A 23,761-nucleotide genomic window follows, 5' to 3' on the forward strand; every position below is an offset into this window, starting at 1 on the left:
GGAATGCAAGCTCATTTAATGACAATGGCTAAGTGATTTAACGTTCGACTTTTGCAGAGCGTCGCAGCTCTTTTTTTGAGCCAGCCAATCACGAGCTGATAATAACAATACCCCGTCAGCTGGTCCCTCAAGCTTTACGGAGCTGCCAGTCGTGTTGTCTTTAATTATCACAGTAGGAGTTGCCGTAATGCCCGCTTTGAGGGCCTCCTCGACCTGTTGGCCAACATGCCGGGCGATCACTTTGTCGGTAGCTGCACAGGACAATAAGTCCTGGTAAGTAACATCAACGACGTTCAGATGCCCATTGAAACCCTCACCGTTGCTACGGGTCCGGTCAAAAATCTGGTCAATGGCTTGCCAGAAGGCAGGTGCGCCACCAAGCGCCCCCGCACATTCAGCGAGCTTGGCTTCGTGTAATGCGGTCGGACCGTGCACATCCAGTGGCAGATGATGCCACTGCAGGTTTACATCCTTCTGCTGCTGTATCCAGGTTTTCAACGCAGGTGTGTACGTCTTGCAGTAGGGGCACTCCAGATCCGCGAACTCAGTCACAGTCCAGCGTGCTTTGGAAGGACCAAACAACCACGGGCCTGTGTTGTGCGGGGATGGTATCTCACTTCGAGTGAGGGCTAAGCAGGCCATCGATGTGCCTGCCAAAACGCACCCCAGCATCAACCAATATTTGCGAAGGCCTATCATGCCCGAGCCTCTGCTGGCTTCGATGAAAGCAGCGCTTGTTTACGAAGGGCCTCAAGAAGAGCGTTCTCAGCATTCTCGGGTTGTGGGTGCTGTAGCAGCCAATTGGCTAACACCGCGTGAAGTTGGGACTCGATGTCACGACGATCCACCGCACGAACCAAAACCTGTTGCAGTTGCTCTATCAAAACGGGGGCACACACCTCAAGGGTTTGAAGGGCGTCTTCACCCGGTTGTTCAAGCAGCTGGGTCAGACTTTCTATAAGGTTCTGGGTCAGGGAATTCAATGCTCTCATGCTTGGCGCTCCAAGGCCGTGACTTGCTCGGGGAAAGTAATGATGTGAGGTTCGATACCGCGATAGCGGTCAAGCGTTGCAGCAACTTCAATGGCCGCATCCAGCTCGCTGCAGCCTTTGGCTTGCATGATGTCGAAGCGTTGCTTTTTCTCTTCCGGCTCGGTCATGGCCAGGGCCAGATACAAACTCGGTGGTACCGCCCGGAATAACATTTCCATGCTTTTGGACAACACGACGCCCTCGGTGAATTTGCCGCTTTCTTTACGCGCTGACAGCATCATCGACTTCTGTGCAGGAGTCAGTTCACGAAACCGCGCGATCTTCTCCACCTCATCAGGCGGCATGTTTAAGCACATCCACCACTCGATCATGTTGAGCAGGGCTGAGGCCTCTGGCGGCACGTCGTCAACGTTCTGGGTGGCCATCCAGAACCAGGCGCCGAGCTTTCGCCACATTTTGGTAATCTTGACGGAGTAGGGGGATAGGAGTGGGACCTTCAACTGGATGTGGCCTTCGTCGGTGAAGCAGATCAGCGGACGGCCTTTAAACTGGTCACGCTCGGCAATGTTGTTGACCGTGTTGAGCAGGGAAATATAAGCGATGGCCATCTGTGCGCTATAGCCTTCTCGCGCATAGGTGGCAAGGTCGACAATGGTAATGTCCGCTTCTGGCCATGGGGTGCCAGGACGGTTGAACATGTCGCCTTCGGTGCCCATACAGAACATGGACAAGGCTTCCGCCATCTCCAAGAATCGTGAGCTTCGGGCGTCTGGAATACCGGGCTCGAGTCCCATTTCTCGCAGCGCTTCACGGATATCTTCCGGCAGAACGATACGTTGCTCCGTCACGCATTTTTTCGCTGCATTCAGTATGCATTGGCGGATGGCGCTACGGTCGGCACGAGTAAGACGGGCATCCTCTTTTTCTTCACCACCGGTGATCATCAGCCTGGCCGCAATTTCCATCTCGCCCAGGATGTCGCGTTGTTCATCCTCGGTCTGGCTAGTCAGATGTTCGTCCGACGCCTCAAGATCATCAGCTTGGATAATCTTCACGTTTTGGCTGGGTTCGATGAGCTTTACGGCATCAGCGAATGGCGCGAGGCTGACACCCGATCCAGGTGCAAGTCGAACCCGGTTTACCGTCAAACCCAACTTTTTGGCGAAATCACCGAGTAAGCCGAAGCTGTTGCCAGCCTCCACAATGAATAGACGTGGCCGATAGATGGCGATGATTTGGCTAAGGATGTTTGTCGCGCTGGCCGATTTACCTGAACCCGTAGGCCCGAAAATGAACAAATGCGCGTTCATCTGCCGGTCCAGCTTGTTCAGCGGGTCGAAGGTTATCGGCGCTCCCCCACGGTTAAACAGGGTAATACCCGGGTGCCCGGTTCCGGTCGACCTACCCCAGACGGGGGCCAGGTTCGCAATGTGTTGGGCGAACATCAGTTGTGCGTACCACTCCAGTGCTTTGCGCGCATTGGGGTCGAAGTTGCCGGGTAGCCATCTAAGGTAGGAGTTCAGCGGTGCCACTTCATCCCGAGGTTCCACCGGCTCCATGCCCGCACCCAGCAATGCGCTGCTGAGTTGCAAACTGCGTTCGTGCAGCTGGGCATCATCTTTACCCCGCAGGTAAAACGCTACGCTACCTCTGTACAGCTTGTGCTTGCGCCCGAGCAACTGACGGGCGGTGGCGACGTCTTCGCGTGTCAGGATCGAGGCCTGAGTGTCTCCAACTGCCTTGCGTGAAAGCTGTTCCAGATGCCCTTCGAGAATGTCCTGCGGGGTGATCACGAGAGTGATACAGAGAATGGTGTCCTCTGGCATTTTGTCGAACAGTGCGTTGAGCGCATCACCGCCCTTTCGGGTTTCACCGGTTAAGTGCCCGGTCTTGGGAGCATCCCTCAAGCGGTCAAGCATCACCACCTGATGGGGAAGGCCGTCGAAATACCACAGACCTTTCTCTATATCTGACAGTGGTTCGCGATAAAACAGGTTTTGCGAGAAGTCAGTGCCGCTGGCGAGCGGCAGCTCGCCCTCTGCAGCACCAGGTGCTTGCTTGCACACCAATTCGTAGAAGCGGCGAATATCTGCATCGGCAGGGCCAAGATGATCGGGACGTGGATTGAACCAATGAATCAGCCAATGGCGAATGGCGTGGCCATCCATGCGATGGGTTTTAATGCCGGCGTTCGCCAAGCCGCCCACCAAGCGATCGCAGATGATTTTCAGGTAAGGACCTGGTGCCTGGCCTCGCACATCCGCTTGCGCGCCTTGGGTACGGCGGTAGACAACAACACGGACGCGGCGCTGTTGGCCCCTCCAGGGCAGTTGGCTGACCTTGGTGTCTTCAAACAGCCCGCCTGGTTTGGAGATGGATTCCAGGTGTTGCTTCATCAGCTTCAAATAAAGCTCGGTGAATGCACTGCCTTGTGCGCGTGGTTGAACGTAGTCATGCAGTTGCTGAAGGTAATCGTCCCAGCTGGTTTCGTCCTGGGCATAGAGCTGAACCACCCAGGGTGAGGTTTCAAGCTCGTCGAAGGAGTCCTGGAGGGCGTTTTCCAGGGCGTCGCGGGCCTTGCGTAACCATTCGGGATCCCGACCTTCAGTACCAATCGGTGTCAGCTCAAAAAAGGCAGCACGAGACACGCCGTCTTCCAATAGCATGGCTTTTTCTGCAGGCAGGTAATCTACCCACGGCAGTAGGTCTACGAAGGAGGGGTTGACGTGGTATAGACGGTCAGCATCAGCGGTTGTGGCTGGCTTTTTCTTTGGGTTACGCCAATCGCTCGGCGAGGGAATACCCATGGCAGCAAGGCGTTCGTAGTAACGCTCTGTAGCAGCCTCAAACGTCTCGGTTGCTGGTCCCTGCACATCGTCAGATAACGGCGAACCTGGTGTTACGCCAGGTTCCACACGCTCTGTCGCCCGTCGCGTTTTGAATCGTTCAAAAAAACCCATCAATATGCCTCCGTGCGTTCGCCAGGCATGGCGTATTGCACCCGCTGATACAGCGGAAACACCGTGGTGTAGCCTGGGATCGGTGCCGGGTCTGAACCCGCTAAATGAGGAAAGACGTACATCACCAGGTCGGGATTGGGTAGGCGTTTAAATTGGCTGTAGATCTCGTTTTGTGCGGTACGTGTGAACATGGTGTTGTCTGTTTCCCTCGTCTCCAGAGGCCGACGAAGATCTTGGCGTGCATCGAGCAATTGGCGGCTGCTCGAGCTGCTTGAGCCGCTGGAGCCTTGATCCCAAACGTCCATCATTGTGCGGTCCCCATGGGGGAGCAATTCGTCTTTGTTGGTGGAACAGGCCGAGGCGAGTAGGGCGATGGCCAGGTATGCACCTAGTTTTAAGCCATGATTAGTCAAGCGCAGTCGAAACATGACGGGCTCCTGAGCGATAGTTGACCTTGCGGCCATTGAGTTCGTAATCGATGGTCAGTTGCTGGTCCAGGTGCACAGCTATCTTTGCCCCGGGTTGTACATACACCGCTGCGAAGGCTTGCCCGTAGAGTTTGTTGACCCAGCTGGAGACGTCATTGACGCCCTGGCCAATAATTTTGCCCATGGCTTCACTGCCCGAGCCGCCGACAGAACCGATGGTCCCGGACTGAGGGTTTATAAAAGAGCCGCTGTTTCCATCTGACTTGATGAGGGAGGCAGCACCTGCGCCGGCGGCGGTAATCAGTACCTGCGAGCCAATGTATTGCGAGGCGTTGCTTTTGCGGTCGCCACTGATACAAGGAATGCCATAGGCATCGCTTATCCAGCCCAGGCCACCCTGAATGGTGGTTTGGTTGCCATTGTTCTGATTGTTACTATTTTGACTGCTATTCGTTTCTTCCTGAGGTTGTGGCAGCGTGCGCACAGTGCCGTCATTGAAGACGAACGTCAGGCTTTTGATCTGACCGCGTACGCAAGACAGGGTCCAATCGCCGGAAGCCGTTCCGCTGGCCACCGCGCCGGCGACGTCGGGCAAGTCGATGCCGTTGGCCGTGAGATTGTCCGGCCCGATCAATACCTTGAACGGGTAGGGGTCGTTGACAGTGCCGTCAATGGGCACCCGGCCGATCAGCGCGGACATGGCCACCGAACCCATCAATGTCGAGTTCTGCGGCAGGTGTAGACCTTGCGCACCTGTTTGCGGGCCTCCTGTGGCGAGATTTCATTCGCAACACTTTGAGCGCCCGTGCGCAGTGCATTTTGTCCTCGGTCCACGGACTCGCCAAAAGAGGTCGGGAAGTTGAAGCCGCTTGCCGTTTGATTTGTCCCTGCAGCGATGGGCTTGCCGTTGACATCGACCGGCGTTGCGTCCTGCGGCTCTATCCAAACAACGTCCGCGCCAGGTCCGCCTTTGAAGCCTTGACCGTCACCTGGCTGAACGCCGAAGCCGATCGGCAAATCAGATCCAGACTCATTGCCACTGCCCGATTTGCTGCTCAGGGTATTGTACTGCTGCTGCAGTGTGTCCAAGAGGGTTTGGCTCTGTTGTTGCGCCTCCTGCTTCATCGTTTGCTGAACGTTCTGCAGTTTGTTATCGACGTTGAGGTCGATGTTCTGCAGGCGTTTTTGCAGCTCGATGTTCTGTTGCTTTAGTTCGTCATTGTTCTTCAAAGCATTGGAGACTTGGTCCTTGAGTTGTCTGCTTTCCACGACAATGGTGCGCAATGTGTCGCTGGGTGTATCTCCGTCAACCCCAAGCTTTTTAGCCTCCTTCGTACTAAGTACAACCGTTTCCGGCGCATGAACCTGTTGGTCGGCACTTTCGCGATTGAATAATTTGACCACTACGTATATCGCCAGGATCGCGAACGGTATGACCAGGTATTTAACAAGTGGATTACTCTTCACGACGGCCTCCCTTCGGATCGATCTGGCTGATGGCGGCCGGCAATAACGATTCGGCTAGACCATGACCACGGGTCACCAAGTAGACCGTCGAGGTGTCGCTGGAATCACCTTTGGCGCCAAGGTAGGGATGCTGAAAAGTCGCGGTGACAAAGTCACCCATCAGGTCACGCGGATCCAATGTGAGGTTTTGGGCGCTTGTGTTACGTAGCTTCACCGCCGTGACCCAATACTCGTCTAACCGCCACGACCCCAACGCAGAGGCTTCGACCGGCAATATCGGCATTAGGGTGGTGAGGTCCAAACCGCGCTTCAGATTGATCTGAGCAATCCCCTCCACGGGCTCAACGGTGCGTAGGGGCGCGTAAAGCATCTGTGCGGCATAGCGCGTCATGACCACCGGAAGAGGGGTCTCACGACGCGGTTTCGGCGCGTCCTCATCCTCCTCGGCTTGAGCGCTGGCTTGGGCCGTGGAAGAAGTTGAATGGTTGCTTGTAGGTTTGGCGTTGACTTGGCCGTAACGCGGGGCGGGACTGTCCCCGGCTACAATTTTAGCCGGCTCGGATGCGACCTGATTTGGTTTCCCTACCGTTGCGATGATATCCACGAGCATGATCTCACCGGAGTTCATGTTCTGCAGCTGTAAGCGAGTCGGTTCAATCGGCTCTTTCGCCAACAGGTAGAGGGCACCACCGGTGCTCTGCACGCGCAGTTTGTCGACGAGGTTACGAGGCAGACCCACCCGTACGTTTTGGTCCACAAAGACAATACGCTCCTGACCCACGATCAAGGGCAGTGCTATAGGGATACGATCCCAGCGCAGGATTTCGACGGCGTTGGCCAACCCGCAGAAGTGAAGGGCTACGAGCCCGATGATCAGTAGGCGGCGTGTCATCATTTGCCTCCTGCTCTGGTCGTTTCTGCGGAGACTTCGATGCGTTGTGGATTACTGCTATAACAGTCCCAGGCCAAGCCGAATGGGTTTTTTTCGGGATCGACGTCGAATCGGATAATTCTTAACGGATAGCGAGCAAATGCCCGCTTTACGCGCTCCCCGCCGTAGTGCTCGTCAGCGGTGATGTCCAGGTTGACGGTCCAGTCATTGATGCTGTGCTGTTCAATATGTTGCTCAGACTTATCGTCGATGCCTCTGCCTGGAATTTCAAATACACCCCGCTCACGTTTGCGCAGTTCCCCGCTATTGCGGCGTAGCTCGAAATCTTTCTGCAAGTAGGCTTTGCAGCTGGGAGTCAGGTAGCTTTCCAAGCGGGTAATGTTGTCCTCGTAGTCGGTTTCACCGTCAACGGGCCAACGGTTCATCTGCTGAAAAATGTACAGACCGAAGGCGTATACCGACTCCGGTGGAATATCCCACCACTTACGGGTGCTACCTGAACGTAGATCTGGAGGTACATGAACAGTTAGGTCACGCGGTGCGCTCTGCCAGCCATAAGCCATGTACAGACCCAGGGCAATGAGAAAACCAATGACCATGCGCAGGCTGTTAATGTGGGCCAGTTGGGCGTCTACTTTTTTACGGTAAGTCATTGAACCTCCGTTCGATGACAGGTCCACGCACCTGTACGAGTAATCAGCAGGGCTTTATTCCAGGTAGGAAAGAACCGCGCGATGTTCAATTGCATCTGGCGGTATAGCCATGTATCAGGTCGGCCGCGTTTCCACCGACGCAAGAAACGACTGGCAAGAAACAGCCCTAGGACAGCACAGAGCATGGCGGCGCCGATGATAAGTGCCCAAATCTGGGTCAATATCGCGGCCGGAATACCGATAACCAGCCCTGCGCCGGTGCTCAACGCCAAGGTGGCCCACATTTCGTCAGCGGTAAGGCCGCCCATGATGACTGGCTGATTGTTCAATCGCACAGGGAGGAAAATCAGGGTCCCATCGTCTGAGAGTTCTGTCATGGCCACGGCTCTTTTAAAGAATATTTGAAGCCTTGGTGACCAGAAAAATGGCGACACCGAGGATGGCGACGCCAACGGCGGCTGTCGCCCCCAGATCTCCCCATTTTTTCTTGCCAAGTTGAATTTCGTGGTAGGTGCCGAAGGCATGCCAAGCAACGCCACTGAAAATGACTGCGCAGATGATGAGGCCAAGCAAAGTAAAACCGTCAAAGGCGTAGTTCTGCATGGTTTGCATCAGGTTAGAGCCTTCCCCCCGGGTAGGAGGCTGAGACTGCGGAAGAGCCGCCATGGCCAGTTGGGGGAGAGCAAGCAACCCGATCAGCATGCGGCCCGGTTTTAAGAATGAAGTCATGGTGTATCTCCCATAGGGTCAACTAAGAACAAATGTGGTGAGGATCATGCAAAGCAGTAGGATGCGGACGAGCGAGGTCGAGGCAATCGTTCGATCAAGGTTGCCAGTGGCCCATCCTCGGTAGCAGCTCCAGATAGCCCAGGCGCCCCACATAAAGATGATGGCTACAGCGACGCCGACGAAAAACAGGTAGCTCGTCGAGGCAGGAAATCCTCCTGCCGCTTGAAACGCAGCAGCCTGAGCGCCGCTCATGCTCATGGCTTGCGTCCTTCGGTCGTGTATTGGCCTGACAGCTCAACAGGATCACGAGGCTGGGCTCGGGTTGGGGTTAGATAGCCCTCCAACCCATGACGAATTCGAGCGATATCACCTGCTAGACGCTGGTAATCGAAGAAGTAACGCTTGCCAGGTTCGTCGGCCACTTGAGCGCTACGACGTGCGGTGTCCTCTAAGGCATTCAACTGGCGGATCATCACGTCCAGGTTGGCCTGTTCGGAGGCTGAAGCAGCGGTCGCATGAGAGACAGGCAGGCCGCATCCAAAAAGTGCGATGAGGCCTGGCAAGGCAAGTCGGCAAGTGAGTGCAGTGAGACGCGGGTACTGGATCACGGCTGGGCTCTAGTCATTCCTGATGCCGTCAGCTTGCCGTGATCAAGCTATGGTCGCCGCAAGAAAACCATATTCAGGACTGTAAGGATTTCTTCTGACGGTACTGACACCATCAATCACAGTGGATAGGGCGTTTGAAGAACAGCAGATACCCGATGGGCAAGGCGAATCCGTAAGCCCAGCCTTGGGCGTTTTGATTGCCAACCTTGACTTCTCCTTTGACCACGGGCTGCACGCTGACCAGCTCCCAGCCTTCGCTGCCTAATTGAGCAAGGCGGTTTTGACGTTCAGAATCTTCCAGAAAACCCTGGGTGTCGGGTTCAGTGGTGGGCTCTTCGGACTTGAACATGAAGAGCTTTTTGGTTCTGACAACGTACTGAAAGGGAGAGAACTCAGTGTGGTATTCAAATTTCTGACGGCCCATGGCGACGTCCTCAATGTGCAGAGCTACCAGGGTTTCAATAATAAGCGCGTGCCAGCAATCTGAAATAGTTTGTTGCTAAGCGCGTGATTTCTGAGGTTGGAGTGCAGAGGTCCGAGCATCGACATAGCGCTGCATGATAGAAAGCACCATTGAGTTCAACGCTAGGATCTTCATCCCTCGCGTCACCGCCACGTACAGCAAATTCAACTCGTCATCTTTACGACCTTGATCGATATCGGGTGAAAGCGGATCAGCGCTAAAGTCGTCATACAGGCTGACAAAGTCCCACTCCAGCCCCTTGGCCTTGTGCCCAGTCGTGAGTGTCACGGTGGCGTCGAGCTCGTTATCTACAGAGCGGGAACGTAGGGTTTGGATCCGCTGGGGCAGGTCCGGATAGGCTGTAATGATCTTGATCGATCGCAACATCTCCGTATCCTGGCTTACCTCGGCTATTTCCACGTACTGTGAAAAGTCCCGGTAATCTCTCAACAGCCTGCGGTTCTGCACCTCATGGTTACGGTTGCGGCTGAATAGGTATAAATCTTCCAGATCGCGTAGCGAGTAGCTGTCGATACCGCCGACCCAGAAAATCTTGGGGTTGCTTGCGACCAGCTGCAGGGCGTTCTCGATGACGCCGGTCACGGTACGATGGATAAACGTGCGATGCGGTAGCTCTTCAGGCAGAGCCCGTTTAACCAGGGTATTGCAACCTAACCCCTGCAGCTTTCGTGTCTCACCCTTGTAAAAAAGAATGATGTTGGCCACATGCGCGACGGCAGGGCCGAAGCGAAAGCTTTGGGTCAGGTAGTGACGTTCGGCGTCGGCCATCCAGTCGCTGTTGAGCGCATCTTCTGCGCCGCGGAAGCGATAGATCTGCTGGTGGGGATCGCCGACTGCCACCTTGCGGACCCGTTGTATTTTTACTATGTCGGCAATAACTGGGTTCACGTCTTGACCTTCGTCGAGCAGAATGGCGTTAAATCGTTCGCTCAGGTCGGGCTTGCTTAGCTGATACAGCTTCAAGTAAGCGTCATGGGTGATCGACATTGCTGTGTCCTGCAGATCGATCATCCGGTTCCAGATGGTTTTAGCCACGTTTAAAGCATTGTTCAGGAAACGTTCCTGGGCACTTGTGAGCATTCGTTGCCCCTGGAATCTGGGAAAATGCACACGGCCCAACTCGTCATCGGCGCTGGCCATGAAGTTGTTAAGCGTGCTGAGGACATCCCGCACGAGCTCCCAGTCCTGGGTGTTGATGGCCCTTGCGATGTCCGTCAGGCGTAAGTTATTGGTCTGCTTGGTGGCGTACTGACTGCCATAGACTGCATATGCGAGGCCATGCGCCGTCTTACACACCACGTTTCTGCGTGGAAAGCGGCCCCTGGCAGCGAGCTCGACGGATTTGTTGTAGCAGAGGTAGAGCATTTTCACCGAGGCGTGTTGTGTGGCGTAGCCCACCAGTGTGGTGGTTTTGCCGGTACCGGCAAAAGCCTGAACCAGTAGCTTGTCAGCCGTGGAATGGATGATGGGCTGCTGTTCTTGTGTCCACTGCATGGGCAGCTCCTAAAGGTATTTTTTGAAGCTTGAAACGGTGATGTAAACGGACACACCCAACAGCACGGCGCAGGGCAACAGAATCAAAAGGGGGCTGATGCTGATGGGGATGGCCAGGTAGACCGTCCAGGGCACGATGGTCAGCGGAGTGATCGTCCCCCGGGCTTTGTGATACAGGTAACTTGACTCGCGGCCGGAGCCGAATTTTCGTAGATCACGCCGCACCAGGCCATCGACCAAGCCAGTGAACGCCGCCAGTGCGAACAGCGGAATCGTCAACGTCAGAATGACCATTCGCACACAGAAGGTCAGGACTGTGTATAACGCGGCTAAGCCATAGTCCTGGAATTTGATCATCGCCCGACCGAGTTCGTAGCGAAGGTTCAAGGTTCCCGTTTGTTGTGGTGATGTTGAGCGAGCGTACTGTGTCAGTGCATTTATATTGTCCTGCATGCCGGTTTTCACCATCAGCCAGTCATAGACCGTTTGTGCCAGCCAGGTTGCCGTACGCCCCGGTTCTTTGATGACAACGCTGTGCAGCAGATCCTGGGACAGCCAGCCCAGTTCATGTTGGAACATCTGCTGAGCATGTTTCCAGCCGGCATCCGGCCAGAACGTGTACATGCAAAGCCATTCAACGACGATGGCGCCGAGCAAGGAGCCGAACATCACCCCCAAGAAATGAAAAGGGGTAGAGAACAGCATGCCCAGGAAGTTTTTTTGACCTTCCTGCTGTTGCTGGGCTTTTTCCGCGATATCGGCCATGGCTCTGTTCCTTCAAGCCTATGCGGCTTTTCCGTTATTGGCCATCTGGCGGAAGTCGTCTACCAAGTCATCAGGAAGCGACTCACTTAGTGCGTCATATCCCGGTGCTTGCCACCAGTCGCTGCTGGTTCCGGATCCTTTACGCATGCCCTCAACCAAGGCCTGAAGATCCTTGGGCATCACTTCATCGGGATCGCTTGCCGGCAACGGCATACGAATCTTCCACAAATTCCCGCCCTCTATCAGGGCAAAGCATTGCCCCTTGGGTAGGGCAACCACATGCGCCGGTTCGATCATCGGTACGCTGACACTTTGGATCTGATCGTGAGTGTTAGAGGTGAAAGCGGTGTTGCCGTTAATAGCGTCGTTTGCACTGCTTGCTGGTGTACTGGTAAACACCTGGACCTTTGGCAACTGGTTGGTCAGCAGCTCGGCGGTTGCAGTCTCACGTACACGTAACATGAACAGGTTGTTGAAGTTACCGATGACTTGGCCAGCTTTAGCCCGGTTACCGATTTTTGCCTCAATATCGCTCATGGTTTGGGTATAGGCCGTGACCTGCATGCCGGCACCACCGCCTTTGTTGATCATCGGTATGAATTCATCGCCCATCAGTTCGTTGAATTCGTCCGCATGTACGTTAATTGCTACCTTGCCGCCGGTGGCCCCGGGCAAGCCATCATCGATGCCAAACTTATAGATGTGACCCGCAACTGACACCAGGTCGCTGAACATCGAGTTGCCCACCGCTGCAGCTACCTCTGTATCAGATAAAGCGTCCAGGCCGACATAGACCACTGCCCGTTTGCGGATGATCTGCATCCAGTCAAAGATTGGTCGTGGGTCCTCAAGATCCATGTAGTCGGGAGATAGCAGCTCTGCAATCCGGCCTGTGGTCAGTTTTTCCAGCAATGGCAGAAGGCTGGCCACGATCTTGTCGAAATAGGTTTTGTCATAGCGTACGGCTGATCGCAGACCCTCCATCACTGGGTCGGAGATGCGTTGCTGAGTGAGGTACATGTCCAGGGCCACCACGCGTAGCGGTCGATCCTTCATGGCGAAACTGAGGTTCTTACGATCGATCTTTCCTTCCAGCTCAACGATGGTTTGCCAGGCTTTGGGATCATTTTCAGCAAAGTGCTTCTGCGCATACTCAATAAACAGCGCGTCAATGTTTGTCACATGCTTGAGGATCTGTTCATAGTCCGGCCGACGTCCCAGTGCCACGAGGGCGCGCGCGATGATGTTGACGAAACGCCAGGCGAATTCCCGGAATGCCGCGGAATTGCCTTCCCCCGAAAGTTGGCCGGCAATGCGGGTGGCAACCTCCGAGATCCGACCAAACCGGCCGACGGCGTTGTAGCGAGCGGAGTGATCGGGCCAGCCTAGGTGGAACACGTAGAATTCCTCCAGTCGGTTTGCGCGCTTGCATTCGATGTACATGCGCTTCAGGAGGTCTGCGTCGCCTTTAGGATCGAAGACAATCACCACTTCGCGGTCCAGGTCCATTTCTACATTGCGCTGGCTTCGATGAACGGGTTGCACGCGGCGCCCCATATGAACGCGGCGCCGGGGGCTACGGCGGGTACGCCTGATGTCTTGGGTGATAAACAACTCTGCCAAGCGGGTTTTTCCAACACGAGTAGTCCCCAATACAAGGGAGTGTCCAACCCGCTCACCCAGTGGCAGGCTGACATCCGCTTCGTTCGGCTCTATACCGTGTAAGCGCGGTAGCCCCCCGACTGGAGGAAGTGGACGCGCCGGGTTAAATGGCACATCCCACGAGGTAGCCTTTGACAGCAATTTGAGTGGAAAGGGTGCGAACTCCAGACGCTCCTCAATTCTGCGAGCAAAGGTATAGATAGACGTGGGCTCGACATACTCGGCGTACTTTGGGAGGTAAGTCTCCATCAACCGCTGAGTATGTTTTTGGGTCCAGCGAAAGCCTTTACCGATGAATAGCCGCTCATTGCTGACCGGCATGTCTTTGCTGGTCATGGTGTAGTGGGGTAGGCGCCGAATATTGCGCCGGTAACGCAGCACTACCAACGCTTGTTTGAGGCGGACGAACCCTAGACCCAGAAAGCCTGTACCGGCAACCATGCCGAATAAAGGCGTCAGAGCAACCGCCCAGGGCGCGAAAATACAGAGCAACGCCGCAGCGGCACATACGCAAACTGTGTACAGCTCAACAGCAGGGCGTAGTAACGACTCAATGGTGTAGGAGGTGGTCATGGATCACTTCCTATGAGTGAAAGGGGACAATGGCCCCACTGTTTCGAAATGGAAAACGACTGGCTTGCCTGTCTCAGCGATCAGCCCATAGGACTTGGCCAGGCGGTATATGGGGTGGTAGCTGTTAAGGGAGTTGACGTGTCCAGCAATGCGCTCTCGCCAGACTTCTAGTGGCATCGCTGCCTTGCTCAAATTACACGGCACGCACGCGGGCATCATGTTGCTGATGGCGTGGTTCTCTGGCCGCCCCAAAATGATGGCACCGGAGTACTTGCCGTCCACCCTCTCTGGTTCTCGCCATACTGCTTCCATGTGGTCCGCATGCCACCGGTCACCCAACAGCACACCGCAGTATGCGCAATGGCCCGCGAATTTAGCGTGAAGCTCGCAGCGTTGCTTCTTGGTCAGCTTCATGGGGCCGGGATCCTCCTTTCATGCGTGATGATGAATTGGCCAACTCTTGCCTCGCTTGCTCAACTGCCTCGGGCAGTCGTTCTTTTAGCCGCTGACATAGCTCCACCTCGTCACCAGGTACGCGGGCGATGACGGTGCCGCCATAGAGCTTGGCGACATAGGTGACCTGTTCAAAAAGCAGTTGGCCTGCTCGTGGGTCATCTGGTTGCTTGATGACCAAGGTGATGTGCGTAAGAGAGGCCATACCCTGGTTACTGCTGGATCGTTGTGGCAGTGATCAACAGCGGGTAATGCTGGACTCCCAAGCGCTGTGCCAGATCATTTGATGGAGCCGGGACCAACTGTAGATTTCCTGCCCATCGTTGGATTTCGGCAAACCGCTCGGCGCTGGCCACGTTAACCACAAGGCCCACTGCCTGCAGTTGCTGTAACTGATCGCGGCGCTGTGATAACCACTTTCTGGAGCTTTCATCGTCGCCTACAAGAAACAATGGTTGCAGGCCAGGTGCATTGATTACCCGGCCCTGTACCTGCCCGGGTGTCAGTTGGTCAGAGCGCACTGGAAACGAGCCTTGCCCACGCACACCAATATTCTCTGACTGTGCTGACTGCTCAGTAGGTTCTGGAGCCAAGTACTGGTAGTAGGGCAGAGCGGAAACACCCCCTCGGTCTTCAACAACAATCAGCGAGGTGGCATGCACTGCCATGGGGGAGGCCAAAGACAGCAAAACAGGCAGATGCAGCAATCTATTCATGGATTATTCGCCATCAGGTTGATACCGGTGACCCGGCTGAGGTGTTTGGCAAAAGCTCGTCGGTATCGGGCAGCGGGTTCGCCTCCGGCAGGGCGGTGGTACCGACCAGCAGCGGTGATCCAGTCGCCTCCTTTGGCTTTTTGCTCAGCCAGGATCTGGGCCGTAACCGAGAGGTTTTTGTACGGATCCAGCCCTTCGCAGGGATAGCTATAACGGTGGCCGTTGGCACCGATGTTGGTTTGTCCAAGCCCGACGTCGACTCTATTTGGGCCTGCGGTCTGAAGGGCGATCATCAACGCTCTGCAAGCATCGCTGCGTGTCGCAAAGCGATATCCGGCGCCGGCGACATTCAACGTCCAGGGCCAGGGGACGATCTGGCCGCGAAGTCGGGTGCCACTCTCTTGCAGTGCAACGGAGTACAGCACCTCGGACGGAACGCCGGCAGGCAGGGCAATCAACTGATAGGCCGGTGGCGGAACCTCGGCACCGTTAGCAAATGCCGCGGTGAGCAGTAGCCCCCCCGTTAAAGCCGCGCGAATTACAGACGCTGCCATTGTCCATTCACCTCGCGTACCACGGCCGGCAGCTCACCGCCGAGTCCAAGGCCAAGCCATCGACCGGCATCGTGATTCAATGTGATCTGTCGGCTTCTCACGCTGGCCGGTTCGACTCCAGCCAAGATGGCCCAGCGGCGAATTATTTCGTCATCACCTTGACTACCAACGAAGTACAGATCAAAGGACTGTTTCTGGTTTTGTAAGTCTTTGACGCGGTCAATACATGCGTTGCAACTGTCTTGAACAAAAACGGCTAGTCGTCCAGTGCCTTTCACAGCAGTTAACGCTCCCGAGCCAGGAGCAGATGCAGGGTTGGACGATAGTTGGATGACTTTTTCATTGGGGTAAAGACGTGCGAAGGCTTGGTCATAGGCCCTTTGGTACGCCAGTTCCTTATCGATACGCTGTCGCTCGGCTCGCACCTGCAGCTCTGCATAGCGTCGCCGCTCCTCCTCCGACTTCGCTTCGATGCCAAGTGCTGTCAGAGGATCCAGGCCTGGCGAATAGATTCCGCGAGGACCCTCCATCACAGTTTGAAAACGGGACCATTCTTGGGGGGTCAATCCCCACTCGCGGGCGAGTTCTGTCTGACTTGCTCCTTGAGAAGAGTTGTGAACTTCACTGTTCTGAGTGTTCGAGATCGACGTTGATTGCCCCGAAGCCGCATGACAGCCGTATGCAAACGCGAAGGTGGCCAAGCCTGCAATGAAACCCAAAATGTTCCTGGGCTTCATTGTTTTCGAGGAAGTGGTAGGGGAGTGCATAAAGGAGGTCCTATTGCGCGACGGTTACGGTTTGAGGTGTTCCGGCCACGTCAAAGCGTGCGGATCTTCCGTCCAGCGCGTTGAGTCGCCAGGCGGTGCCCGCCACAGCGTCACCAGGTCGGATAAGGTAAATTTGATTCAACTGCGTGCTGCCAGGCGGTGCTACGGACAAAAAGCGTTCACCGCCGCGATACTCGATACCGACAACGGTAAAAGGGGGTGTTTGCGGTGTGACAGTGGCGGTAGCGGGCGGTTTTGGCCGCTTTGGTTGGCGGGCAACGGGCTTAGGCTTGGGCTTGAGGGGCACAGCAGTGGTTTGTTTGATGCGTGACTGACTGAGTTCTTGAAGACGGCTATCGAGTGTTTCGACGCTGGCTTTGAGGACTAGCAATTCACCAGCAGACGCAGCATTTTGAGAGATTTCTTGCGCTGACTCCGTCGCTTGCTTTGCATACGCTTGTGCGGCATCAATTCGATTCGATAAAGCCTGCTGCCCGGCTCGGAAGTCCTCGTTGGTCACCAGGTGGTTGCCGGCTACCGTGCCCAGTCGCTCATCGACTTTGCCAAGCCGCGTCAACAACGCATCGAGCGACTCTTTGTCTGCAGTCGCAGCCAAGCTGGTGCGGAGTTGGGAGAGTTGATGATGCTCATAACACAGAATGCCTGCCAATAATGCAAGGCACAGACTGAGTATCGCTGTGGTTCGAGTAGGGCGTGGTAGGTTCATGGGCGTCCTCGCGCAAAAGCGAATACACCCTCTCAAACCAGTCTCTTAGGTGCATCAGGAAATAGGTTTTCCAGGACGCATGGTTTTTGAAGTGTCGAGTTGGCCGCTGGTAAATTGGGATCGTTATAAAAAAATGGCCACCCGAAGGTGGCCGTCAAACTATGAAGCAATGAGCTGCCTTGCAAGTGTCATTTCAACTGAATCACCATCTTGGTTCAGCGAGTCGAGACCAGAATCTGGCACATCTCCCGACGTGCTTTGAATCACGGCGATTTTCTTGGCCATCAACTGCAGGCAAGTAATCTGAGAGCTGCCGGCATAGCCAAAAAAACACCCTCACTGGCTGCTTTTGCCCAATCCGCCATCACCGTCGAAATGCCTGTTGCAAGGTGTTGGGTAAAGCCATATACCGTAGCCCCACTGCGCGGAGTAAAGTCTTAAAAACCCGTGATAATGATCTGCGGAGTCAGAATAAAGTGGGTAACCGTCCGGCCAGGTCATCTACCCAGCTCTGCAAAGCGAAGACATGGTGTGCATTTAAATTAAGTGGACACCAATTCTAGCCTTTCAAGCGGGTATTTCATGCAGCCAACACGCCGTTCCTATTCCAAATCCTTCAAAGCCCAGATCATTCAAGAGTGCGCCCAACCAGGCGCTTCGATTGCCAGCGTCGCGCTCGGCCATAGCCTCAACGCAAACCTCGTCCACAAATGGATTCGGCTGCAAACGCAGAAAATTCCGGCACACCCACCTGCGGGGGCGAACTCCCATCCAGCATCATCGAATATCTGCGTTGAAATACAGCACCCGCGCGCCATCATCAAAGTGGACTGGCCCACTGAAAGTGCTGCCGCCTGCGCGACTTTTCTTCGAGATATTCTGCGATGATTCACATCGACTCCATCTGGCTCGCCACCGAACCGATGGCCATGCGCGCAGGCACCGAAACGGCGCTAGCCAAGGTGATCGCGGTGTTCGGTGCGGCGCAGCCGCACTGCGCTTATCTGTTCGCCAACCGCCGCGCCAATCGCATGAAAGTGCTGGTGCATGACGGCTTCGGAATATGGCTGGCGGCGCGCCGGTTAAACCAAGGCAAGTTCCACTGGCCTGGCATCCGCCATGGTCCTGAGATGGAACTGGATGCCGAGCAACTTCAAACGTTGTTGCTGGGGCTGCCATGGCAACGCGCAGGTTCTGGAGGCTCGATCACACTGCTTTAACGGCAGCCATTAGCCTATCGGTCTATCGTCGCGAAACGCCCGCTCTGGCAAAGTCCGGCGTATGACTTCTTCGCCCAATCTCGACCAACTGTCTCCCAATCAACTGCGCGTCCTCGCAGCGCAGTTGCTCTCGCAAGTCGACACTATGGGCAAGAAAATCAACCGTGATCAAACAGTCATTGAGAAACAGACCCACGAGATCGCCCAGCTCAAGCGTTTGAAGTTTGCCAAGCGCAGCGAGCAGATGAATCCTGAACAGGCCAGCCTGCTAGATGACCTGATCGATACTGATATCGCGGCGATTGAGGCCGAGCTTCAGGCGTTGCAAATAGCACCAGAGGCGACCGAGGAAAAGCTAAGGCCCAAGCGCACGGCATTGCCGGCAGAATTTCCGCGAACGTTGATCCATCACGAACCGGACAACACTCACCGCCCATGCGGCTGCGCCCTGAAGCGCATCGGTGAGGACGTTAGCGAGAAGCTGGACTACACGCCCGGCGTGTTCACCGTCGAACGCCATGTCCGTGGCAAGTGGGTCTGCGATAACTGCGAAACGCTGATCCAGGCACCGGTTCCGCCGCAGGTCATTGATAAGGGCATCCCGACTTCGGGCCTGCTCGCACACGTCATGATCGCCAAGTTTGCTGACCATCTGCCGCTTTACCGTCAGGAATCGATCTTAGGTCGAGCGGGCTTGGCGATTCCACGTTCAACCTTGGCTCAATGGGTTGGCGTGACCGGAGTTCAGTTGCAGCCGCTGGTCGATGCGCTGCGCGAAGTAGTGCTTGGGCAACAAATCATCCACGCAGATGAAACACCGGTGCAGATGCTCATGCCGGGAACAAAGAAAACCCACCGCTCCTATGTGTGGTCCTACGCTACCAGCCAGTTCTCGGATGTGGCAGCGGTGGTTTATGACTTCAGCCCCAGTCGCGCCGGAGAGCATGCTCGCGACTTCCTTCAGGACTGGAATGGCAAGTTGGTCTGCGACGATTTTGGCGGCTACAAGGCCAGCTTTGAACTCGGCGTGACCGAGATCGGCTGCATGGCCCATGCACGGCGCAAGTTCTTTGAACTGCACGCTACGAATAAAAGCACGCTCGCCGAGCAAGCCCTGCGCTATATCCAGTTGTTGTACGAAATCGAAAGAGAAGTCAGAGACCTGGAGCCGGATTTACGGCGCCGAATACGGCAAGAAAAAGCCGTACCGGTGAAGGATAGGCTGCATGCCTGGATGAACGCGCAGCGTGATCTTGTGCCCGAAGGTTCGGCCATCAGCAGAGCGCTCGATTACAGCCTTAAACGCTGGGCAGCGCTGTCGCGCTACCTCGATGACGGGGCGGTTCCCATTGATAATAATTGGGCGGAGGTGCGACACGAAGTCGCTTAATGAAGTTGTTCCCCCTTGGTGGGAACCACCCGTGTCACCGGGTGAATCTAGAAGGCTGAATCAAGAGCGCCTTCGACAATGTTACGAGGCGCCGCAAGGTGCGGGGTACCAATCGTGAGAGGCGTACCCTTCTGGCAGCCATGGCCGGACAAGTGCTAGATAGTTGGTATGGTGAACACACGTGAATCTGCGCAACGATCGTTAAATTAAGCGAGCGGAAATGGCTTACACGCTCGAACCAAAATGGTAATGGAGGTGGGAACTGCGTCTTTCTACTACGCATTCGTGACCCACATGCCTCCCGGTCGATAGCAGGCACCTAACCCGACGCACTTCAGTAAGCGGAACGTGGAAATCCCGTATCGCTCCCGTCAGGGAAAGCCGTTTGTAAAAATTGCCCATGGCGGTGCGGGCGAAGGAACGAGGAAAAAGCGAACGCCGTCCTGTAATGGGTTGGATAGAGGTTGAAACATCACTTCACGCGAAAGCGGGCAGACGTCCTCATGGTCTCTCTTCACACGAGAGTAGGTAGAACCCTTTCAACGGAAGGAGAGCAAATGAACGCAGCAGCATTGGCGTGTGCACCTTCCGGCACGTCGTGGGACAGCATCGATTGGATCGCCGTACAACGTCGTGTCAGAGGGCTGCAAGCGCGTATTGTGAAGGCTGTACAAGATGGCAGACATAACAAGGTGAAAGCCCTGCAATGGCTGCTGACTCACTCGTTCAGTGGCAAGGCATTTGCTGTGAAACGGGTGTCTGAAAACAAAGGCAAAAATACCCCCGGCGTGGACAAGGTTACTTGGAATACGCCTAGGGCCAAGCTCGGCGCGATAGAGTCGTTGACGCGGCGAGGTTACTCGCCGCTCCCGCTTCGGAGAGTGCTTATTCCGAAGAAAAACGGCAAAACGAGACCTCTTGGAATTCCCGCGATGAAATGCCGGGCCATGCAGGCGCTTCATCTGCTGGCTCTGGAACCGATAGCGGAAACTACCGGCGACCCGAACTCTTATGGGTTCAGGCCGGAACGCTCAACTGCGGATGCCGTCGCACAGTGCTTTGGTGTGCTGTCACGAAAAGCAAACGCGGAATGGGTGTTAGAGGGCGACATTCAAGGCTGTTTCGACAATATCAGCCATGACTGGTTGATCGCCAACATTCCCATGGACAAGGCGATTTTGCAGAAATGGCTCCGGGCTGGTTATGTCTACCAAAAGCAGCTATTCCCCAGCCACGCCGGAACCCCGCAGGGAGGCATCATATCCCCGGGGTTGGCGAACATGACGCTGGATGGGTTGGAAGCGATGCTGGCGAAGAGATTTCCCAACGCGAAGTGGACAGCCCGAAAAATGCGCGTGGTGCGTTATGCAGATGATTTCATCATCACTGGTTGTTCGAAAGAATGGCTGGAGAATGAAGTCAGGCCCGCCGTGGTTGAATTTCTGGCAGAGCGTGGACTTGTCCTCTCTCCGGAAAAAACCAAGATAACGCACATAGGGGACGGGTTCGACTTCCTCGGATGGAACCTGCGCAAGTACAACGGCAAGCTCCTGATCAAGCCGTCCAAGGCGAACATCGGGGCTCTACTTGCCAAGCTGCGAGAGTTGATCAAGACCAACAAAACGATACGACAGGCTAACTTGATAGGTTTGCTCAACCCGGTTCTACGGGGCTGGGCGAACTATCACAGTCATGTCGTCGCCAAGAAGGTCTTCAACCAGGTGGACAGCGCAGTGTGGGAAATGCTCTGGCGATGGGCGGTACGTCGCCACCCTCGCAAGACACGCCGATGGGTGAAGGATCGGTATTTCAAAGTACAAGGGGCGCGCCGTTGGGTGTTCTCGTGTACTGAAAAATCCGCCGATGGTCGGAAGCGTCAGTACACGCTAGTAGACGCCTCAGACACACCGATTGTGCGACATATCAAGATTAAGGCTGCTGCCAACCCTCACGACCCTGCATGGGATGAGTACTTCGAGTCCCGCTGGGGCAAGAAGATGCTCACTTCCGTTAAAGGTCGAGCCAAGCTGTATCGGGTATGGGTGCAACAGGGCGGCAGGTGCTGCGCCTGCTTCAAGCCGGTGACCAAAGACACACCGTGGCACAGTCGCCATATTGTGAAGCTAGGTCATGGCGGGACGGACGCTGCGGCTAATCTTGAGATTTACCACCTGCGTTGCCCACGAGATGTGCAATTTGCCAATGTCGACGATGTATAACCGGGTGCCCAATGGCGCCTTAGCAGAGGCTTGAGCCGTGTGCTGGGAAACTCGCATGCACGGTTCTTAGGGGGTTGGACGCGGGCAACCGCGTCTGACTACCCGACAACCAGATCCGGCCATGGGCTCTTGGGCGCAAGAACTGGCTCTTCGCCGGGTCGCTACGCAGCGGAAAACGGGCTGCGGCGATCATGAGCTTGATCCAGTCAGCGCGGCTGAATGGCCATGATCCGTACGCCTATCTAAAGGATGTTCTCACGCGCCTGCCGACGCGGCGCGCGAGTGAGATTAACAAGCTGCTGCCGCACAGGTGGGCACCTGTTTAATCGCGCAGGGTGTTTTGTGCTTATGTCTTCCCTGGCATCTACATTTTGCGCCACACCAAAGCAGGAATTGCTCGGATGTAAATTAGTTCGCTGACCAACTCAATCAGCGTTTGAGTAATCACTGCTGCCGCAGCGAGCCCTCTGATTTCCTCGGGCAAGGCCAATGCCAATGGTAGAACTACCAATGAGTTTCGTGTCGAACTGCTGAAAGCGACAGATCTTGCCGTGCTAGCCGGTAACTTAAACGCCCGAGCCACCAGCGCACCCACCACGGGTGCCAAGAGCATGAAACCAATGTAGACGGGAATAACAGGCAGCAGCTTGTCCATGTCTCTGACCACCGTTGAAATCTGAGAGCCGATCACTACGACCAATACAGCCGCCATAGCTGGCACAGGCATCCAAGCCCATACATTGTTCCAGCCCTCAACGATGCGTGACCCCTTTGCCCCGGCAGCTGTTGCTACTGCCAAGACCAAGGGTAAAGCGATCAGCACTACGAAGGCCTCAACAAATGGGCCGACCGATATAACCACCGCCGAGTCATCACTCACCATGAAGGCTAGATAGAGGGGTAGTAGCACAAGCTGAAGCACGAGTAGTAATGGTGTTGCCGCCAGAGTCAGTTTGGAGTCGCCCTTACCGATATGGGTAAACACAACAACATAATCGATACAAGGCGTCAGCAAGACCAATAGTGCGCCCACCAAAATCGCCGGGTGGTCGGCTAGGCCCATCGTCAACGCCCAAACCAACAGGGGGATGGCGACGAAATTGGCGGTCAGCAGCGCGGTCATGAAACGCTTGTTTGCAAGCCCTTTGCGAAGATCCAAGAATGGGATCTGCAGAAACATGGCGTACATCAGCACAGCGATGGCTGGTGTCACCAACGCACCTAACGCTTGAGAGGCATCAGGTGCGAGCAGGCCCCCGATAGCCGCGACAATGACCGCGACGAAGTAAACGGGAATCTGGTTCTTCTCTAGCTGTTCTCTGTCCACGGAATGCCCTTAAAACGCGTGAAATCATTTTTCGATTGAGCAGGTTAATATCTGTAGCTACTACAGGTTCAAGAAAATGCTTGGGGAGTTTGGATGTCAGGAATCGGAGCGCTGTCGAAATCAACGGGTTGCCACATTGAAACGATTCGCTACTACGAGAAAATAGGCCTTCTCCCTCCGGCCCTACGGTCGACAGGGCGGCATCGAATCTATACCGAAAAGCATCGGTCACGACTCATCTTCATCAGGCAGAATCGTGAACTGGGCTTTCCACTCGACGATATCCGCGAACTCATTGCGCTCGCGGCAGATGCTGATCGTCCGTGTGCTGATGCGTTGTCGGTGGTCAAGAAGCACTTGGCAGAAGTGGAATCTAAGGTAGCTAAGCTCCTGCAGATCCGGATAGAGCTGCTCTCAATGGCAGGCACGTGTGAGTCAAGATGCCTAGGCTCGAACACTCCAGACTGTACGATTATTGAGTCACTGTTCGAACCCGCTGCTGGGGCTCGCTCTGGTTGCTGCTCCTAGACGAGTCAAGAGCATAGGGGAGCAAGCTGCCATTGAAACCGAATAGCGCGATAGTCTCGACAGGGTCTTTCGAGCGTCCGTCTACACCAAACGGGCTGGTGCAAGATGTGTTCGGCAGACGCTTACTAAAGTGGTGCGCCACTGCTGGCATAA

The 23,761-nt window shown here is 55.3% G+C and carries 25 protein-coding genes and 4 pseudogenes; 6 read left to right on the forward strand and 23 right to left on the reverse strand.

Annotated features, from left to right (window positions below; all coding sequences use genetic code 11):
* Nucleotides 1–15: 15 nt before the first annotated feature.
* The 22 genes and pseudogenes from YA0848_RS07535 to YA0848_RS36515 all read right to left on the reverse strand — a co-directional run.
* On the reverse strand, nucleotides 16–699 hold the full coding sequence (locus tag YA0848_RS07535; RefSeq protein ID WP_008437415.1) for a DsbA family protein: 684 nt from the start codon (nucleotides 697–699) through the stop codon (nucleotides 16–18).
* Complete coding sequence (locus tag YA0848_RS07540; RefSeq protein WP_008437414.1) at nucleotides 696–992, reverse strand: hypothetical protein; 297 nt, start codon at nucleotides 990–992, stop codon at nucleotides 696–698. The genes YA0848_RS07535 and YA0848_RS07540 overlap by 4 nt, the downstream gene beginning before the upstream one ends.
* Entirely contained in the window at nucleotides 989–3,952 is a 2,964-nt protein-coding gene (locus YA0848_RS07545) for a conjugative transfer ATPase (protein WP_024073351.1), read from the reverse strand. Before YA0848_RS07545 ends, YA0848_RS07540 begins: the two co-directional genes overlap by 4 nt.
* Nucleotides 3,952–4,380: a TIGR03751 family conjugal transfer lipoprotein gene (locus YA0848_RS07550; protein ID WP_008437412.1), complete on the reverse strand. Its 429-nt coding sequence runs from the start codon at nucleotides 4,378–4,380 to the stop codon at nucleotides 3,952–3,954. The genes YA0848_RS07545 and YA0848_RS07550 overlap by 1 nt, the downstream gene beginning before the upstream one ends.
* A pseudogene (locus YA0848_RS07555) lies at nucleotides 4,358–5,847 on the reverse strand (TIGR03752 family integrating conjugative element protein). Before YA0848_RS07555 ends, YA0848_RS07550 begins: the two are co-directional and overlap by 23 nt.
* A complete protein-coding gene (locus tag YA0848_RS07560; protein ID WP_008437410.1) occupies nucleotides 5,837–6,739 on the reverse strand; it encodes a TIGR03749 family integrating conjugative element protein in 903 nt (300 codons plus the stop codon). The pseudogene YA0848_RS07555 and the gene YA0848_RS07560 overlap by 11 nt, the downstream one beginning before the upstream one ends.
* Complete coding sequence (locus YA0848_RS07565) at nucleotides 6,739–7,392, reverse strand: PFL_4703 family integrating conjugative element protein (RefSeq protein ID WP_020302977.1); 654 nt, start codon at nucleotides 7,390–7,392, stop codon at nucleotides 6,739–6,741. Before YA0848_RS07565 ends, YA0848_RS07560 begins: the two co-directional genes overlap by 1 nt.
* Nucleotides 7,389–7,769 (reverse strand): TIGR03750 family conjugal transfer protein, encoded by a 381-nt coding sequence (locus tag YA0848_RS07570; protein WP_008437403.1) that lies wholly within the window; start codon nucleotides 7,767–7,769, stop codon nucleotides 7,389–7,391. Before YA0848_RS07570 ends, YA0848_RS07565 begins: the two co-directional genes overlap by 4 nt.
* 13 nt (nucleotides 7,770–7,782) lie before the next feature.
* The gene (locus tag YA0848_RS07575) at nucleotides 7,783–8,121 is read right to left on the reverse strand and encodes a TIGR03745 family integrating conjugative element membrane protein (RefSeq protein ID WP_008437401.1); all 339 of its coding nucleotides are present in this window, start codon (nucleotides 8,119–8,121) and stop codon (nucleotides 7,783–7,785) included.
* Between the two features lie 18 nt (nucleotides 8,122–8,139).
* Nucleotides 8,140–8,379, reverse strand: a complete 240-nt coding sequence (locus YA0848_RS07580; protein WP_008437400.1) for a TIGR03758 family integrating conjugative element protein — start codon at nucleotides 8,377–8,379, stop codon at nucleotides 8,140–8,142.
* Entirely contained in the window at nucleotides 8,376–8,684 is a 309-nt protein-coding gene (locus YA0848_RS07585; protein ID WP_178110642.1) for an integrative conjugative element protein, RAQPRD family, read from the reverse strand. The genes YA0848_RS07580 and YA0848_RS07585 overlap by 4 nt, the downstream gene beginning before the upstream one ends.
* A 157-nt stretch (nucleotides 8,685–8,841) precedes the next feature.
* On the reverse strand, nucleotides 8,842–9,153 hold the full coding sequence (locus YA0848_RS07590) for a hypothetical protein (protein ID WP_008437393.1): 312 nt from the start codon (nucleotides 9,151–9,153) through the stop codon (nucleotides 8,842–8,844).
* A 75-nt stretch (nucleotides 9,154–9,228) separates the two neighbouring features.
* Nucleotides 9,229–10,707, reverse strand: coding sequence for a UvrD-helicase domain-containing protein (locus YA0848_RS07595; protein ID WP_008437391.1), 1,479 nt, complete (start codon nucleotides 10,705–10,707; stop codon nucleotides 9,229–9,231).
* Nucleotides 10,708–10,716: 9 nt separating this feature from the next.
* Nucleotides 10,717–11,472, reverse strand: a complete 756-nt coding sequence (locus tag YA0848_RS07600) for a TIGR03747 family integrating conjugative element membrane protein (protein WP_044275342.1) — start codon at nucleotides 11,470–11,472, stop codon at nucleotides 10,717–10,719.
* An 18-nt stretch (nucleotides 11,473–11,490) separates the two neighbouring features.
* Nucleotides 11,491–13,707 carry a type IV conjugative transfer system coupling protein TraD gene (gene traD / locus YA0848_RS07605; protein WP_024073353.1) on the reverse strand — a complete coding sequence of 739 codons (2,217 nt, stop codon included), beginning with the start codon at nucleotides 13,705–13,707 and terminating at the stop codon, nucleotides 11,491–11,493.
* Between the two features lie 3 nt (nucleotides 13,708–13,710).
* The gene (locus tag YA0848_RS07610; RefSeq protein ID WP_008437384.1) at nucleotides 13,711–14,121 is read right to left on the reverse strand and encodes a hypothetical protein; all 411 of its coding nucleotides are present in this window, start codon (nucleotides 14,119–14,121) and stop codon (nucleotides 13,711–13,713) included.
* Nucleotides 14,081–14,365: a hypothetical protein gene (locus YA0848_RS07615; RefSeq protein WP_024073354.1), complete on the reverse strand. Its 285-nt coding sequence runs from the start codon at nucleotides 14,363–14,365 to the stop codon at nucleotides 14,081–14,083. Before YA0848_RS07615 ends, YA0848_RS07610 begins: the two co-directional genes overlap by 41 nt.
* A 7-nt stretch (nucleotides 14,366–14,372) precedes the next feature.
* Nucleotides 14,373–14,876, reverse strand: coding sequence for an integrating conjugative element protein (locus YA0848_RS07620; RefSeq protein WP_008437383.1), 504 nt, complete (start codon nucleotides 14,874–14,876; stop codon nucleotides 14,373–14,375).
* The gene (locus YA0848_RS07625; protein WP_008437382.1) at nucleotides 14,873–15,430 is read right to left on the reverse strand and encodes a lytic transglycosylase; all 558 of its coding nucleotides are present in this window, start codon (nucleotides 15,428–15,430) and stop codon (nucleotides 14,873–14,875) included. The genes YA0848_RS07620 and YA0848_RS07625 overlap by 4 nt, the downstream gene beginning before the upstream one ends.
* Nucleotides 15,415–16,167 carry a TIGR03759 family integrating conjugative element protein gene (locus YA0848_RS07630; protein WP_024073355.1) on the reverse strand — a complete coding sequence of 251 codons (753 nt, stop codon included), beginning with the start codon at nucleotides 16,165–16,167 and terminating at the stop codon, nucleotides 15,415–15,417. The genes YA0848_RS07625 and YA0848_RS07630 overlap by 16 nt, the downstream gene beginning before the upstream one ends.
* Nucleotides 16,168–16,207: 40 nt before the next feature.
* Nucleotides 16,208–16,924: a hypothetical protein gene (locus YA0848_RS07635; RefSeq protein ID WP_024073356.1), complete on the reverse strand. Its 717-nt coding sequence runs from the start codon at nucleotides 16,922–16,924 to the stop codon at nucleotides 16,208–16,210.
* 159 nt (nucleotides 16,925–17,083) lie between these two features.
* Nucleotides 17,084–17,315: pseudogene (locus YA0848_RS36515) on the reverse strand (DEAD/DEAH box helicase); the annotation flags it as partial.
* A gap of 191 nt (nucleotides 17,316–17,506) precedes the next feature.
* On the opposite strand from YA0848_RS36515, the gene YA0848_RS07640 reads away from it, so the two are divergent.
* The 5 genes and pseudogenes from YA0848_RS07640 to YA0848_RS07660 form a co-directional block, all read left to right on the forward strand.
* Nucleotides 17,507–17,812, forward strand: a complete 306-nt coding sequence (locus YA0848_RS07640) for a transposase (protein WP_093235877.1) — start codon at nucleotides 17,507–17,509, stop codon at nucleotides 17,810–17,812.
* Entirely contained in the window at nucleotides 17,809–18,144 is a 336-nt protein-coding gene (gene tnpB / locus YA0848_RS07645) for an IS66 family insertion sequence element accessory protein TnpB (protein WP_024073357.1), read from the forward strand. The genes YA0848_RS07640 and tnpB overlap by 4 nt, the downstream gene beginning before the upstream one ends.
* A gap of 61 nt (nucleotides 18,145–18,205) precedes the next feature.
* Nucleotides 18,206–19,513: pseudogene (gene tnpC / locus YA0848_RS07650) on the forward strand (IS66 family transposase); the annotation flags it as partial.
* A 578-nt stretch (nucleotides 19,514–20,091) separates the two neighbouring features.
* Complete coding sequence (gene ltrA, locus YA0848_RS07655; protein ID WP_024073359.1) at nucleotides 20,092–21,753, forward strand: group II intron reverse transcriptase/maturase; 1,662 nt, start codon at nucleotides 20,092–20,094, stop codon at nucleotides 21,751–21,753.
* A 104-nt stretch (nucleotides 21,754–21,857) separates the two neighbouring features.
* Nucleotides 21,858–22,079 (forward strand): annotated as a pseudogene (locus YA0848_RS07660) (transposase domain-containing protein); the annotation flags it as partial.
* Between the two features lie 38 nt (nucleotides 22,080–22,117).
* On the opposite strand, the gene YA0848_RS07665 reads toward YA0848_RS07660, so the two are convergent.
* Nucleotides 22,118–23,080 carry an arsenic resistance protein gene (locus YA0848_RS07665; protein WP_024073360.1) on the reverse strand — a complete coding sequence of 321 codons (963 nt, stop codon included), beginning with the start codon at nucleotides 23,078–23,080 and terminating at the stop codon, nucleotides 22,118–22,120.
* A 93-nt stretch (nucleotides 23,081–23,173) separates the two neighbouring features.
* Between YA0848_RS07665 and YA0848_RS36380 the strand changes: the two genes are divergently transcribed.
* Nucleotides 23,174–23,608, forward strand: a complete 435-nt coding sequence (locus tag YA0848_RS36380) for a MerR family transcriptional regulator (protein WP_024073361.1) — start codon at nucleotides 23,174–23,176, stop codon at nucleotides 23,606–23,608.
* The last annotated feature ends 153 nt before the right edge of the window (nucleotides 23,609–23,761 follow it).

Source organism: Pseudomonas sp. S4_EA_1b, from assembly GCF_016307435.1.
Lineage (GTDB): Bacteria > Pseudomonadota > Gammaproteobacteria > Pseudomonadales > Pseudomonadaceae > Aquipseudomonas > Aquipseudomonas rhodesiae.

Excerpts from the sequence above, each read along its gene's own strand:
- YA0848_RS07535 (WP_008437415.1), bottom strand. The coding sequence starts at position 699 with ATGATAGGCCTTCGCAAATATTGGTTGATGCTGGGGTGCGTTTTGGCA.
- YA0848_RS07540 (WP_008437414.1), bottom strand. The coding sequence starts at position 992 with ATGAGAGCATTGAATTCCCTGACCCAGAACCTTATAGAAAGTCTGACC.
- YA0848_RS07545 (WP_024073351.1), bottom strand. The coding sequence starts at position 3,952 with ATGGGTTTTTTTGAACGATTCAAAACGCGACGGGCGACAGAGCGTGTG.
- YA0848_RS07550 (WP_008437412.1), bottom strand. The coding sequence starts at position 4,380 with ATGTTTCGACTGCGCTTGACTAATCATGGCTTAAAACTAGGTGCATAC.
- YA0848_RS07560 (WP_008437410.1), bottom strand. The coding sequence starts at position 6,739 with ATGACACGCCGCCTACTGATCATCGGGCTCGTAGCCCTTCACTTCTGC.
- YA0848_RS07565 (WP_020302977.1), bottom strand. The coding sequence starts at position 7,392 with ATGACTTACCGTAAAAAAGTAGACGCCCAACTGGCCCACATTAACAGC.
- YA0848_RS07570 (WP_008437403.1), bottom strand. The coding sequence starts at position 7,769 with ATGACAGAACTCTCAGACGATGGGACCCTGATTTTCCTCCCTGTGCGA.
- YA0848_RS07575 (WP_008437401.1), bottom strand. The coding sequence starts at position 8,121 with ATGACTTCATTCTTAAAACCGGGCCGCATGCTGATCGGGTTGCTTGCT.
- YA0848_RS07580 (WP_008437400.1), bottom strand. The coding sequence starts at position 8,379 with ATGAGCATGAGCGGCGCTCAGGCTGCTGCGTTTCAAGCGGCAGGAGGA.
- YA0848_RS07590 (WP_008437393.1), bottom strand. The coding sequence starts at position 9,153 with ATGGGCCGTCAGAAATTTGAATACCACACTGAGTTCTCTCCCTTTCAG.
- YA0848_RS07595 (WP_008437391.1), bottom strand. The coding sequence starts at position 10,707 with ATGCAGTGGACACAAGAACAGCAGCCCATCATCCATTCCACGGCTGAC.
- YA0848_RS07600 (WP_044275342.1), bottom strand. The coding sequence starts at position 11,472 with ATGGCCGATATCGCGGAAAAAGCCCAGCAACAGCAGGAAGGTCAAAAA.
- traD (WP_024073353.1), bottom strand. The coding sequence starts at position 13,707 with ATGACCACCTCCTACACCATTGAGTCGTTACTACGCCCTGCTGTTGAG.
- YA0848_RS07610 (WP_008437384.1), bottom strand. The coding sequence starts at position 14,121 with ATGAAGCTGACCAAGAAGCAACGCTGCGAGCTTCACGCTAAATTCGCG.
- YA0848_RS07615 (WP_024073354.1), bottom strand. The coding sequence starts at position 14,365 with ATGGCCTCTCTTACGCACATCACCTTGGTCATCAAGCAACCAGATGAC.
- YA0848_RS07620 (WP_008437383.1), bottom strand. The coding sequence starts at position 14,876 with ATGAATAGATTGCTGCATCTGCCTGTTTTGCTGTCTTTGGCCTCCCCC.
- YA0848_RS07625 (WP_008437382.1), bottom strand. The coding sequence starts at position 15,430 with ATGGCAGCGTCTGTAATTCGCGCGGCTTTAACGGGGGGGCTACTGCTC.
- YA0848_RS07630 (WP_024073355.1), bottom strand. The coding sequence starts at position 16,167 with ATGAAGCCCAGGAACATTTTGGGTTTCATTGCAGGCTTGGCCACCTTC.
- YA0848_RS07635 (WP_024073356.1), bottom strand. The coding sequence starts at position 16,924 with ATGAACCTACCACGCCCTACTCGAACCACAGCGATACTCAGTCTGTGC.
- YA0848_RS07640 (WP_093235877.1), top strand. The coding sequence starts at position 17,507 with ATGCAGCCAACACGCCGTTCCTATTCCAAATCCTTCAAAGCCCAGATC.
- tnpB (WP_024073357.1), top strand. The coding sequence starts at position 17,809 with ATGATTCACATCGACTCCATCTGGCTCGCCACCGAACCGATGGCCATG.
- ltrA (WP_024073359.1), top strand. The coding sequence starts at position 20,092 with ATGAACGCAGCAGCATTGGCGTGTGCACCTTCCGGCACGTCGTGGGAC.
- YA0848_RS36380 (WP_024073361.1), top strand. The coding sequence starts at position 23,174 with ATGTCAGGAATCGGAGCGCTGTCGAAATCAACGGGTTGCCACATTGAA.